The organism is Spirillospora sp. NPDC048823, from assembly GCF_043198445.1.
GTDB lineage: Bacteria > Actinomycetota > Actinomycetes > Streptosporangiales > Streptosporangiaceae > Spirillospora.
In genome coordinates this window covers 512650-524593 of record NZ_JBICUT010000003.1, presented here as the reverse complement: position 1 = coordinate 524593, position 11944 = coordinate 512650, and the positions used below count along the sequence as shown (strand labels likewise).

The following is an 11944-nucleotide window of genomic DNA, read 5'->3' as shown; positions in this document are numbered from 1 at the left end:
GCTGGAGGACGGTCAGAGGACCGCCAGCAGCCGCTTGCGCTCGAACTCGGTCACCTGGCGCCGGTAGTCCTCCCATTCCTGACGCTTGTTGCGCAGGAAGAAGTCGAACACGTGCTCGCCGAGCACGTCGGCCATCAGCTCGCTGCGCTCCATCGCGTGGATGGCGTCGTCCAGGTCCTGCGGGAGCGGCTCGATGCCGAGGGCGCGCCGCTCGGCCACGGTGAGCGCCCACACGTCGTCCTCCGCGCCCTGCGGCAGCTCGTAGCCCTCCTCGATGCCCTTCAGCCCGGCGCCGAGGATCGCCGCGAACGCCAGGTACGGGTTCGCGGCCGTGTCCAGCGACCGGAACTCGATGCGGGTCGAGTGGCCCTTGTGCGGCTTGTACATCGGGACGCGGACGAGCGCGGACCGGTTGTTGTGGCCCCAGCAGATGTAGGACGGGGCCTCTCCCCCCGCGCCGGCGGCGGAGCCGACGTTGCCCCACAGCCGCTTGTAGGAGTTGACCCACTGGTTGCACACCGCGGTGATCTCCGCGGAGTGGCGCAGCAGCCCGGCGATGAACGCCCGCCCGACCTTGGACAGCTTGAACTCCGCGCCCGGCTCGTAGAAGGCGTTGCGGTCGCCTTCGAACAGCGACATGTGCGTGTGCATGCCCGAGCCGGGATGCTCGGTGAACGGCTTCGGCATGAAGGACGCGTTGACGCCCTGCTCCAGGGCGACCTCCTTCATCACCAGCCGGAACGTCATGATGTTGTCGGCGGTGGTGAGCGCGTCGGCGTACCGGAGGTCGATCTCCTGCTGGCCTGGGGCGCCCTCGTGGTGGCTGTACTCCACCGAGATGCCCATCGCCTCCAGCATCATGATCGCGTTGCGGCGGAAGTCGTGCGCGGCGCTGTGCGGGGTGTGGTCGAAGTAGCCGCCGGAGTCGGCGGGCTCGGGCTCGCGGCCGTCCTCCGGCTTGTCGTTGAGGAGGAAGAACTCGATCTCGGGGTGGGTGTAGAAGGTGAACCCGAGGTCGGCGGCCCGCGACAGCGCCCGCTTGAGGACGTAGCGGGGGTCGGCGAAGCTCGGCGTCCCGTCCGGCATGAGGATGTCGCAGAACATCCGGCCCACGCCGGGCGACTCCGACCGCCACGGCAGTACCTGGAACGTGGACGGGTCCGGCTTGGCGATCATGTCGGCCTCGTAGACCCGCGCGAAGCCCTCGATCGCCGACCCGTCGAACCCGATGCCCTCGCCGAATGCGCCCTCGAGTTCGGCCGGGGCGACGGCCACGGACTTCAGGAACCCGAGCACGTCGGTGAACCACAGCCGGATGAAGCGGATGTCGCGCTCCTCCAGCGTGCGGAGCACGAACTCCTGCTGACGGTCCAAAGCCTTCTCCCTCGGTACTGCCCTGCCGATGACCTTGCCGTTGACCTTGCCATTGACGGGGCCGGGCGACGCACGCCGGCCGCGATCGCCGGTCCGGCCACGTTGCAGTATGCCCGGCCGCTGTTACCGCGACGTTACGCGTCGGGCACCGCTGAACGGAACATATCCGACTCCCCGGTCTTCTCGGTCCCGGAGGGCGGGCGCGGCACGCCCATGACGGTCCCGCTTACCGGTTTCCCGAAAATTGACGTGGCGATCATGCTCGCCGTACGCAGTGATCATTAGCGTGGACGGGGTCGTGGACATCTCTCTTCTTCTCTCGATGACCGACCGGGTGCCCGCGCTGGCCGCCCCGTCGGCCATGCATCCGGAGTCGTGGCAGCTGTGCGCGCAGGTGGAGACCTGGGCACGCGGCCGGGGCCTGGTGCTCGGAGATCCGGACACCTCGCCGCTCGGCCGCGCCCGCTGCGAGCGCCTCGCGGCGCGGGTCTTCCCCGCCGCCGACCTGGCCGCCGTGGACCTGTTCGCCCGCTGGCTGACATGGTCTCTCGCCCTGGACGACGCGATGGACCATCCGCCGCTCGCCGACAGCGGCAGCGCCGTCCACGGGCTGTACGACGACCTGCTGCGCGCGATGCGGCGCGGGCACGCCCGGCCGGGGGCGCGGCCGCTGGAGTCGGCGCTGGTGGAGTTGTGGCACGCCACGTCCACGGGCATGAGCCGCGACTGGCGCCGCCGGTTCATGCTGCAGCTGGAGGCGCACCGGGACGGCTGCGCCGAGGAGTCGGTCAACCGCCGCATCCGGCACGTCCCGACGGAGGCGGAGTTCGCGCCGCTGCGCCGCCGGGCGTGCGGGCCGTTCCTGTACGACCTGATCGAGCCCGTCCTCGGCATCGAGCTGCCCGCCCGGCTGCTGCGCACGCCGCGGTGGAAGACGCTCGCCCACAGCGTCGCCGACGTGGTGGCCTGGTCCAACGACCTCGCCTCCCACGATCTGGAGTCGGCCCGCGGCGACGTCCACGACCTGCCCGCCGTCCTCACCAGGGCGCACGGGCTGGACCCGGCGCAGGCCGCGGCGGCGGTCGCCGACCGGATCGCGGACCGGATCGAGGACGCCTGGACGGCGGCGCGCCGGCTCCCGGAGATGCTCGACCGGCTGGAGCTCACCGTCGCCCAGCGCTCCGCCGCCGCCCAGGTCGTCAAGGTGCTGCTGGACACGCCGCGCGCCCATGTGGACTGGCTGGCCGAGTCGGGCCGCTATGAGGCCGCCACGGGCGGCACGGGCGGCACGGGCGGCTCGCCGCTGCGCCTGGACGCCCTCGCCTCACTCCGGTGATCATCAACCGTCGGAACACGCCCCGTGCGTACTTTTCGTCATAGTGACGAAACTGGGGCCGGACACCTATCCTTGGACCGTGGCACAGCTCAGGATCGCACTCGCACAGGTGAACTCGACCGTCGGCGACCTCGACGGCAACGCCGACAAGATCGTCGACTGGGTCCGGCGCGCCGCCGGCGCGAACACGCACCTGGTCGCCTTCCCCGAGATGATGCTGACCGGCTACCCGGTGGAGGACCTCGCGCTGCGCGCGTCCTTCGTCGAGGCGTCCCAGCGGGCCCTCGACCGCCTCGCCCGCAGGCTCGCCGACGAGGGTCTCGGCGACGTGGCCGTCGTCACCGGCTACCTCGACCGCCGTCCGGTCGGGCTCGTCCGGTCCGGGCAGCCCGCCGGGGCGCCGCAGAACGCCGCCGCGTGGCTGCACGGCGGGAAGGTCGTGGTGCGCTCGGCCAAGCACCACCTGCCCAACTACGGCGTGTTCGACGAGTACCGGATCTTCGTGCGCGGCGACCGGCTGCCCGTCGTCCGCGTCCACGGCGTCGACGTCGCCACCGCCGTCTGCGAGGACCTCTGGCAGGACGGCGGCCCCGTCAGCGTCACCACCGCCTCGGGCGCCGGGCTGCTGCTCGCGATCAACGCCTCGCCGTACGAGCGCGACAAGGACGACGTCCGCCTCGACCTGTGCGCCCGGCGCGCCCGCGAGGCCGGCTGCGCCCTCGCCTACGTCAACATGGTCGGCGGCCAGGACGAGCTGGTCTTCGACGGCGACTCCGTCATCGTCGGCGCCGGCGGGTCGCTCCTCGCCCGCGCCCCCCGCTTCGTCGAGCACCTCCTCATCGCCGACCTCGCGCTCCCCGCCGCCACCTCCGCGGGCCCGGACCGCACCCCGGTGGACGCCCTGGACGGCACCACGATCACCATCGACCGGCACGTCCTGTCCAGCGCTCCCCTGCCGGCCTATCCGGTCGAGCCGCAGACCATCGCCGAGCCGCTGGACGACCTCGCCGAGGTGTACGCGGCGCTCGTCCTCGGCACCCGCGACTACGTCCGCAAGAACGGGTTCCGCTCCGTCGTCCTCGGCCTGTCCGGCGGCATCGACTCCGCCCTCGTCGCCACCATCGCCGCCGACGCCATCGGCCCGGAGAACGTCCACGCCATACTGCTGCCGAGCCGCCACTCCTCCGAGGGCTCGGTCGTCGACGCCGAGGACCTCGTCAAACGGCAGGGCGTCAACTCCCGCATCGTCCCCATCGCCGGAATGGTCGAGGCGTTCGAGGAGCAGCTCGATCTGCACGGCCTCGCCGCCGAGAACCTCCAGGCCCGCATCCGCGCGAACGTCTGGATGGGCCTGTCGAACGAGCACGGCCACCTCGTCCTCACCGGCGGCAACAAGAGCGAGCTCGCCACCGGCTACTCCACCCTCTACGGCGACTCCGCGGGCGGCTTCGCCCCCATCAAGGACGTCTTCAAACTCACCGTGTGGGACCTCGCCCGCTGGCGCAACGCGCAGGCCGGCGTCGACCTGCCGTTCCTGCACCCCTTCGCCGACGAGCCCATCCCCGAGGCGATCATCGAGAAGGAGCCGTCCGCCGAGCTGCGCCCCGGCCAGCGCGACATCGACAGCCTGCCGCCGTACACCGACCTCGACCCGGTGCTGACCGACTACGTCGAACGCGACATGGGCCGCGACGCCCTGGTCTCCGCAGGCCACGACCCCGCCCTCGTCGACCGCGTCATCCGCATGGTCGACATCGCGGAGTACAAGCGCCGCCAGTACCCGCCCGGCCCCAAGATCACCCCGAAGAACTTCGGCCGGGACCGCCGCCTCCCCATCACCAGCCGCTGGCGGGAGAGGTAGCCGCCCGGCCTATTCGCGGTGGTGGTTCTCGCCGGGCCAGGATTCGCCGGGCCAGCCGGAGACCTGCTCGGAGGCGTCGGGGTCGACGCCGGGGACGATCTGCTCGCACCAGACGACCTTGCCCGCCGCGGTCCGGCGGGTGCCCCAGCGGTGCGCGAGCTGGCTGACGACGAGGAGGCCGCGGCCGTTCTCGTCGTCGTCCTCGGCGCGGCGCAGGCGCGGCAGGGCGGCGGACCGGTCCAGCACCTCGCAGACGAGGGTGCGTTCCAGCAGGAGGCGCAACTCGATCGGGCCGGGCGCGTACCGCAGCGCGTTGGTGATCAGCTCGGACGTCAGCAGCTCGGTGGTGTACTCCAGCTCCTCCAGGCCCCACTCCCCCAGGCGGGTGCGGACGAGGCCGCGTGCGCGGCGGACGGCCGCCGGGTCGGCGGGCAGGGTCCAGGAGGCGTAGCGGTCCTCGGGGAGGCGGCGCAGGCGGGCGATGAGGACGGCGATGTCGTCGCGGTGCTGGTCGGCGTAGACACCGGCGAGGGTGGCCTTGGCGAGGTCCTCCATCGGGCGGTCGACGGATTCCGGCCCGAAGATCTTCTGGAGGCGGGCGAGGCCGTCGTCGATGTCGCGGCCGCGGTTCTCGACGAGGCCGTCGGTGTAGATGACGAAGAGGCTGCCGTCCTCGACGGTGAACTCGCGGCTCTCGATGGCGGCGCCGCCGGCGACGCCGAGCGGCGGGGCGGGCGGGACCTGCAGGTACTCGTTGTCGCCGGCGGGACCGGCCAGCAGCGGCGGCAGGTGGCCGGCGGAGGCGATCTCGATGGTGCCGGTCGTCGCGTCGTACACCGCGTACACGCAGGTGGCGAAGTGCGGTTCCTGCTCGCCCAGCTCGATCATCAGCTCGTGCATGACGTGCAGCGCGTCGGCGGGCGGCAGTTCCAGGTTGGCGAGGGTGTGCAGCGCGGTGCGCAGCCGTCCCATGGTGACGGCGGCGCGGACGCCGTGCCCCGCGACGTCGCCGACGATGAGGGCGACGCGGGCGCCGGGCAGCGCGATCGACTCGTACCAGTCACCGCCGACCTCGACGAGCTTGCTGCCGGGCAGGTAGCGGTGCCTGACCTCGACCGACGACGGCGCCGACAGCCGGTTCGGGAGCAGGCTGCGCTGCAGGGCGAGCGCGGTGGCCCGTTCGCGGCTGAACAGCCGGGCGTTGTCGATGACGATCGCGGCGCGGGCGGCGAATTCCATGCCGATCTCGACGTCGTAGGCGTCGAACTTGCGGAACCCGGGCACGCGGGTGCAGGCGATGAAGCCGAGCAGGGTGTCGCGGGCGATCATCGGGAGCAGCACCATCGACACGTCCGACAGCAGGTCGCCCACCGGGCCGCGCCGCCACAGCCGGGCGATCTCGGACGCGGCGCCCATGTCGACGTTCGGCAGGTGGACGGGCCGGGCGGTCTCCATGACCTCGCGGTACGGGGTGCCCTCGGGGAAGACGAGCACCTCGCCGACGGGGAACGTGGACGTCCACCCCGCGTTGCCGTCGTCGGAGGTGACGGCGATGCGGCGCAGCACCGCCGAGCCGGACTCGCTGTGCACCTCGTCGGCGGCGACCAGGCTCTCCAGCACCAGCACCGAGGCGACGTTGCAGTAGTGCGGGACGACGACGTCGACGAGGCCGCGGGCGGACTGGTCGAGGTCGAGGGACGCACCGAACCGGGTGACCTGGTCGTCCATCAGCGCGCGGCGCATGAGGGCCGGGTCCTGGTAGCGCTCGCTCGGCGGCAGCGCGACCCGGACGTACAGCAGGGCGGAGGGCGCCGAGCCCGCGTCGCCGACCATCGGCTGCGCGGTCACCACGGCGTCGGCGGACGTGCCGTCGCCGCGCAGCACGGTCATCACGCCGTTGCGCTCCTGGCCGACGTCGTTCGCTTCGAGGAGGGCCTCCAGCTCGGCTTTCGCCTCGTCCCCCACCAGGTCCGTCGCGGGACGGCCGATGAGGTCCTGGGGGGCGCGGCCGAGGACGGCCCGGGCGTTCGGTCCGCACTGCACGATCCGCCGGGAACCGTCGATGCCCAGGACAAGGGTCCGGGACGCGGAATCGGTGGCGGGCGCATCGCCACGCGGCGCCATCACTGATCTCACCTGACGCGCTCCAGACAGCCGGTCGTCTTAGCACTACCCAGCGACAGTATGGGGCATGACACCGTTTCCATGGGAGAAGATCACGCTTACCACGCCGAAAACCATTCGGCATTTGCCGCATATCAGTCCCGGACGGCTCCGATCCCCTTCAGGAGGGTGTCGACGACGGCGTCGGCGTACCCCTCCGGGACCGGCTCCCGGACCCTCCTCGGCGTCAGGGAGCCGACGAGCATCGACATCGCGACCTCCACGTCGAGGTCGGCGCGCAGTTCCCCTCCGGCGACCCCGCGGCGCAGCACGTCGCGGACGATCGCGCGGCGCGGCTCGATGATGTTCTCCTTGTAGCGGGCGTACAGTTCGGGGTGTTTCTCCGCGCTGCCGACGACGTTCCAGAAGCATCGGGAGTGCCGGCGTCCCCGCTCGGCGGCGAGCGCGCGGGCGATCTCGGTGAGGTCCTCCCGGACGGACGCGCCGGACGGCTCGGGCAGCGGGGCCTTCGCCGAGCCCAGCGCCTCCACGATCAGCGCCTCCTTGCTGGGCCAGCGCCGGTAGATGGTGGTCTTGCCGACGCCGGCGCGGGCGGCGACCGCCTCGATGGACACGCCCGCCACGCCCGACTCCCTGGCAAGCAGGTCGAGGGTCGCCTCGATGATGGCCTTCTCGGCCCGTTCGCTGCGGGGCCGTCCCGGCGCCCGGGTGCTCTTGGTCACGGCTCTCACACGCCGGCCTTCTCCTGCCGCCGCGGCGCGTCCGGCTCCGCGGCGGGCGCGGCGGGCGCGGGCGCGGGGCCGGTCGCGGCACGTCCCGGCATCCACCTGAAGACGACGACGGCGCCGACGAAGGCGACGACGGCTGCGGCCGCCGACGCGGTGTGCATGGCGTGCACGAACGCGGCGTTGGCGGGTTCGATGAGGCCCTGCCCGGAGGCGCCCATCTGGGCGGCGACGCCGTGCGCGCCCTCGATGGACTCACCGGCGGCCTCCCGCACGCCCTCGGGCAGCGCGGCGAGGTCGCCGTGCAGGTCGCGGCGGTAGACGGACGCGACGACGGAGCCGAGCACGGCGACGCCCATCGCGACCGCGACCTGCCGGGCGACGTTGTTGATGGCCGACCCGGCGCCCGCCTTCTCGCGGGGCAGCGCGGACATGACCGACTCGGTCGCGGGCGGCATCACGTTGGCCATCCCGGCGCCCTGCACGAAGAAGATCACGCCGAGGATCCACATCGGGGTGTCGGTGCCGATGAAGTGGTAGCTCGCCAGCGCGGCGGCGACCAGCACCATCCCGGTCGTGCAGACGGCCTTGGCGCCGAAGCGGCGGACCATGACGGCGCTGCGCGCGGAGAAGATGAGCTGGGCCGCGGCGAACGGCAGCAGCATCGCGCCCGCCGCCAGCGGGACCATGCCGCGCACCGACTGCATGTAGAAGTTGGCGAAGAAGAACACGCCGGACGCCGCGAAGAAGCACAGCGCGATGGACGCGACGGCGGCCGACAGCCGCGGGTCCCTGAACAGCCGGACGTCGAAGGCCGGGGAGTCGCTGCGGGCCTCGTGCAGGACGAACAGCGCGAGGACGGCGAAGCCCGCGAGGATCGGGCCGACCACGGGCGGCTCCAGCCAGTTCCCCGTTTCGCCGCCGCGGATGATGCCGTACGACAGGACGACCAGGCCGACGACCGACAGCAGCACGCCGAGCGGGTCGAGCCGTCCGGGCTTCGGGTTGCGAGAGTCGGGCACCAGGAACACCATCAGCGCGATGCCCACCGCGATGACCGGCACGTTGACCAGGAAGACCGAGCCCCACCAGAAGTGGGCGAGCAGCAGGCCGCCGGTGAGCGGGCCGATGGCGATGGCGAGGCCGACCGCGCCGGCCCAGATGCCGATGGCGCGGGCGCGCTCGTGCGGTTCGAAGACGTTGGTGATGATCGACAGCGTCTGCGGCATGATCGCGGCCCCGCCGAGGCCCATCAGCGCGCGGGCATAGATGAGCTGGTCCGGGGTCTGCGCGTACGCCGACACCAGCGAGGCGAGCGCGAACACCGCCATCCCGCCGATCAGGACCCGCTTGCGCCCGAGCCGGTCGCCGATCACGCCGAAGGTGAACAGGAGGCCCGCGAAGACCAGCGTGTAGGAGTTGATGGACCACTCGAGCTCGCTCTGCGTCGCGCCGAGGCCCTTGACCGGGTCGGCGATGGTCTTCAGCGCGACGTTGAGGATGGTGTTGTCGAGCACCACCACCAGCAGGCTCATGGTCAGCACGCCGAGGATGTACCAGCGGCGCCGCTGGATCGCGGGGGAGTCCATATGGATACGCAACGGTACCGTTTCGGATTCCATTCCCGGCCGGGTGGTGTGTGGCGGACGTCACGATCCGGGAATGGCGGGGGCTACCAGAATCGTTCTCGAAGTGGCACGATCGGTTCCGTCTGGGTACGCCACCGTGGCGCCTCAAGACCGGAGGTTCTCGCATGTCTTCTTCTGTCGCACCCCCAGCGCAGCCGACCGCACTGTACGGCGGTACGAGCGGGCGGAGGGTCACCGTACGCGACATCGCGGCCGCCAAGGAGCGGCACGAGAAGTGGCCGATGCTCACCGCCTACGACGCGCTCACCGCGCGGATCTTCGACGAGGCCGGCATCCCCGTGCTGCTCGTCGGCGACTCCGCCGCGATGGTCGTGTACGGCTACGACTCGACCATCCCCGTCACCGTGGACGACCTGATCCCGCTCACCGCGGCCGTCGTCCGCGGCTCCAAGCGCGCCATGGTCGTCGCCGACCTGCCGTTCGGCTCGTACCAGACGGGCGTCCCCGAGGCGCTGTCGGCCGCCACCCGGTTCCTCAAGGAGACCGGCGCGCACGCGGTCAAGCTGGAAGGCGGCCGCCGGGTCATCCCGCAGGCCGAGGCGATGGTCTCCGCGGGCATCCCGGTGATGGGCCACCTCGGCCTGACCCCGCAGTCGGTGAACGTCTTCGGCGGCTACCGGGTGCAGGGCCGCGGCCAGGACGGCGACGAGCTGATGGCGGACGCGAAGGCCCTCGAAGCGGCCGGCGCGTTCTCCGTCGTGCTCGAATGCGTCCCCGAGGACCTCGCGGCCCGCGTCACCGCGTCCCTGTCCATCCCGACGATCGGCATCGGCGGCGGCAACCAGACCGACGCGCAGGTCCTCGTCTGGCAGGACATGGCCGGGCTCACCCCGCACACCGCGAAGTTCGTCAAGAAGTTCGCCGACATGAACGGCCTGCTCAGCGATGCCGCGCGCAGCTACGCCGAAGAGGTCGTGAGCGGCGTTTACCCGGCACCCGAGCACACCTACCACTAGATTCCCGGCCGCATCCCGGTCCCGCCGCCGCCGTGGCGGCGGCGTGGCCGGTCCGGCCGGCGGACCACTCCCCCGCGGGAACGGTCAGGCGCCGTTCTCGTGGCGGCCGTTGTCGCGGGCCTCGGCCTCGCCGGATTCGGGCGACGCCCGCCGCTCCCGCTGGGAGCGCACCACGATCAGCCGGTCGCCGGTGTGGAGGTCCGCGCATGCGGGGTGGTCGAACGGCAGCAGCCGGCCGTCCCGCACCACCGCGAGCACCGGCTCGCCCACCACCCCGGCCGGCCCGCCGGCCTCGTCCGGGCGCACCTCGCGCTCCGTCAGGTCCATGCCGCTGCCCTGGTCGAGCAGATCCTCGATGACCTGGCCGACGTTCGGCTGGCTGGTGGACACTCCGAGCAGCCGCCCGGCCGCCTCCGAGGACGTCACCACGTGGTCGGCGCCGGACTGCCGCAGCAGCGGGACGTTCTCGGACTCGCGCACCGACGCCTGGATGCCGGCGTGCGGGTTGAGCTGCCGCGCCGTCAGGGTGACCAGCACGGCCGTGTCGTCGCGGGCGCTGGCGACGACGATCTCCCGGGCCCGCGCGACCGCCGCCTGCCTGAGCACCGAGCTGCGGGTGGCGTCCCCGACGATGCCGACGAACCCGGCCTCCGCCGCCTCGGCCACCACGCGCGGGTCCGGGTCCACGACGACGATCGACTCGCGGCTCACGCCGGTGCTGAGCAGGGTCTTGATGGCACTGCGGCCCTTCGTGCCGTAGCCGGCCACCACGATGTGGTCGCGCACGCGTGTCCTCCAGCGGGCCTTGCGCCAGTCTTGGCGGGTGCGTTCCGCCAGCACCTCAAGGGTCGTGCCCACGAGGACGATGAGGAACAGCACCCGCGCGGGCGTGATGAAGAGAATGTTGACCAGCCGGGCGGATTCGCTGACCGGCGTGATGTCGCCGTAGCCCGTGGTCGAGATGGTCACCGTGGCGTAATAGAAGGCGTCCAGCAGCGACAGCGTTCCGTTCGCGCCGTCGCGGTACCCGTCGCGGTCGGCGTACACGGCGGCGACCGTCGCGAAGAGCAGCAGCAGAGCGACCCCGACCCGCTTGGCGACGGCGCGCAGCGGCCCCGTCCGGGCCGAGGGCAGCAGGACGAGCGGCCCTTTCGCCGCCTCCGGATCGTTCACCATCGGCACCGTACCGGGTCGGACGATCAGACGTCGGTGATGCGCAGCCCCGCGTGTGCCTTGTAGCGGCGGTTCATCGAGATGAGGTTGGCGGTGAACGCCTCGATCTGGCCGGCGTTGTGCAGCCTGCCGCCGTAGACGCCGCGCATGCCGGGGATCCGGCCGGCCAGGGACTGGACGAGGTCGGTCGCCTCCCGGTCGTTGCCGAGGACGAGCACGTCCAGTTCCATCTCGTCCACCCCGGGGTCGAGCAGCAGCTTCGCGGAGACGTGGTGGAACGCGGCGACGACACGGCTGCCGGTCAGGACGGCGGTGGCCTGCTCGGCGGCGCTGCCCTCCTCGACGGGCAGCGCGAACGCGCCCTTGCCCTTTTCGAAGCCGAGCGGGTTCACGCAGTCAACGACGATCTTGCCGGCCAGCTCGTCGCGCAGGGACTCCAGCGTGGCCTTGTGGCCCTCCCACGGCACCGCGACGATCACGACGTCGGACCCCTGGGCGACGACCGGGTTCTCGGCGCCGGACACGGGAAGGTCCGCGCGCTCACCGGCGAGGTCGTCGGCGGCCTGCTGGGCGCGCTCGGCCTTGCGCGACCCGATCGTCACCCGGTGGCCGGCGAGCGCGAACCGGCGCGCGAGGCCCTTGCCCTGGTCCCCGGTGCCGCCGAGGATGCCGATCGACAGGCCGCTCGCGTCGGGGAGGTCGTAGGGCGTCTTCTGCTGCTGCTCCGTCATGCGGCCGAGTCTGCC

General features: G+C 72.1%; 9 protein-coding genes. 3 read left to right on the top strand and 6 right to left on the bottom strand.

What is annotated here, in order from left to right:
* Window positions 1-12: 12 nt before the first annotated feature.
* Window positions 13-1374, bottom strand: a complete 1362-nt coding sequence (locus ACGFK0_RS10015; protein WP_392902453.1) for a glutamine synthetase family protein — start codon at window positions 1372-1374, stop codon at window positions 13-15.
* Between the two features lie 298 nt (window positions 1375-1672).
* On the opposite strand from ACGFK0_RS10015, the gene ACGFK0_RS10010 reads away from it, so the two are divergent.
* Complete coding sequence (locus ACGFK0_RS10010) at window positions 1673-2710, top strand: terpene synthase family protein (RefSeq protein ID WP_392902450.1); 1038 nt, start codon at window positions 1673-1675, stop codon at window positions 2708-2710.
* A gap of 79 nt (window positions 2711-2789) precedes the next feature.
* Window positions 2790-4571: an NAD+ synthase gene (locus ACGFK0_RS10005; RefSeq protein WP_392902448.1), complete on the top strand. Its 1782-nt coding sequence runs from the start codon at window positions 2790-2792 to the stop codon at window positions 4569-4571.
* A 9-nt stretch (window positions 4572-4580) separates the two neighbouring features.
* Here the strand turns inward: ACGFK0_RS10005 and ACGFK0_RS10000 are convergent, their stop codons facing one another.
* The 3 genes from ACGFK0_RS10000 to ACGFK0_RS09990 form a co-directional block, all read right to left on the bottom strand.
* Window positions 4581-6695: a SpoIIE family protein phosphatase gene (locus tag ACGFK0_RS10000; RefSeq protein ID WP_392902446.1), complete on the bottom strand. Its 2115-nt coding sequence runs from the start codon at window positions 6693-6695 to the stop codon at window positions 4581-4583.
* Window positions 6696-6829: 134 nt separating this feature from the next.
* A complete protein-coding gene (locus ACGFK0_RS09995) occupies window positions 6830-7426 on the bottom strand; it encodes a TetR/AcrR family transcriptional regulator (RefSeq protein WP_392902444.1) in 597 nt (198 codons plus the stop codon).
* The gene (locus ACGFK0_RS09990; protein WP_392902442.1) at window positions 7423-9009 is read right to left on the bottom strand and encodes an MFS transporter; all 1587 of its coding nucleotides are present in this window, start codon (window positions 9007-9009) and stop codon (window positions 7423-7425) included. Before ACGFK0_RS09990 ends, ACGFK0_RS09995 begins: the two co-directional genes overlap by 4 nt.
* A 164-nt stretch (window positions 9010-9173) precedes the next feature.
* Here ACGFK0_RS09990 and panB point away from each other — a divergent pair, with 164 nt between their 5' ends.
* Window positions 9174-10025: a 3-methyl-2-oxobutanoate hydroxymethyltransferase gene (gene panB, locus ACGFK0_RS09985; RefSeq protein ID WP_392902440.1), complete on the top strand. Its 852-nt coding sequence runs from the start codon at window positions 9174-9176 to the stop codon at window positions 10023-10025.
* Window positions 10026-10109: 84 nt separating this feature from the next.
* Here the strand turns inward: panB and ACGFK0_RS09980 are convergent, their stop codons facing one another.
* Entirely contained in the window at window positions 10110-11201 is a 1092-nt protein-coding gene (locus tag ACGFK0_RS09980) for a potassium channel family protein (RefSeq protein ID WP_392902438.1), read from the bottom strand.
* Window positions 11202-11224: 23 nt separating this feature from the next.
* Complete coding sequence (npdG, locus tag ACGFK0_RS09975; protein ID WP_392902435.1) at window positions 11225-11929, bottom strand: NADPH-dependent F420 reductase; 705 nt, start codon at window positions 11927-11929, stop codon at window positions 11225-11227.
* Window positions 11930-11944: the final 15 nt, after the last annotated feature.

Excerpts from the sequence above, each read along its gene's own strand:
- ACGFK0_RS10000 (WP_392902446.1), bottom strand. The coding sequence starts at position 6,695 with ATGGCGCCGCGTGGCGATGCGCCCGCCACCGATTCCGCGTCCCGGACC.
- ACGFK0_RS09990 (WP_392902442.1), bottom strand. The coding sequence starts at position 9,009 with ATGGACTCCCCCGCGATCCAGCGGCGCCGCTGGTACATCCTCGGCGTG.
- panB (WP_392902440.1), top strand. The coding sequence starts at position 9,174 with ATGTCTTCTTCTGTCGCACCCCCAGCGCAGCCGACCGCACTGTACGGC.
- ACGFK0_RS09980 (WP_392902438.1), bottom strand. The coding sequence starts at position 11,201 with ATGGTGAACGATCCGGAGGCGGCGAAAGGGCCGCTCGTCCTGCTGCCC.
- npdG (WP_392902435.1), bottom strand. The coding sequence starts at position 11,929 with ATGACGGAGCAGCAGCAGAAGACGCCCTACGACCTCCCCGACGCGAGC.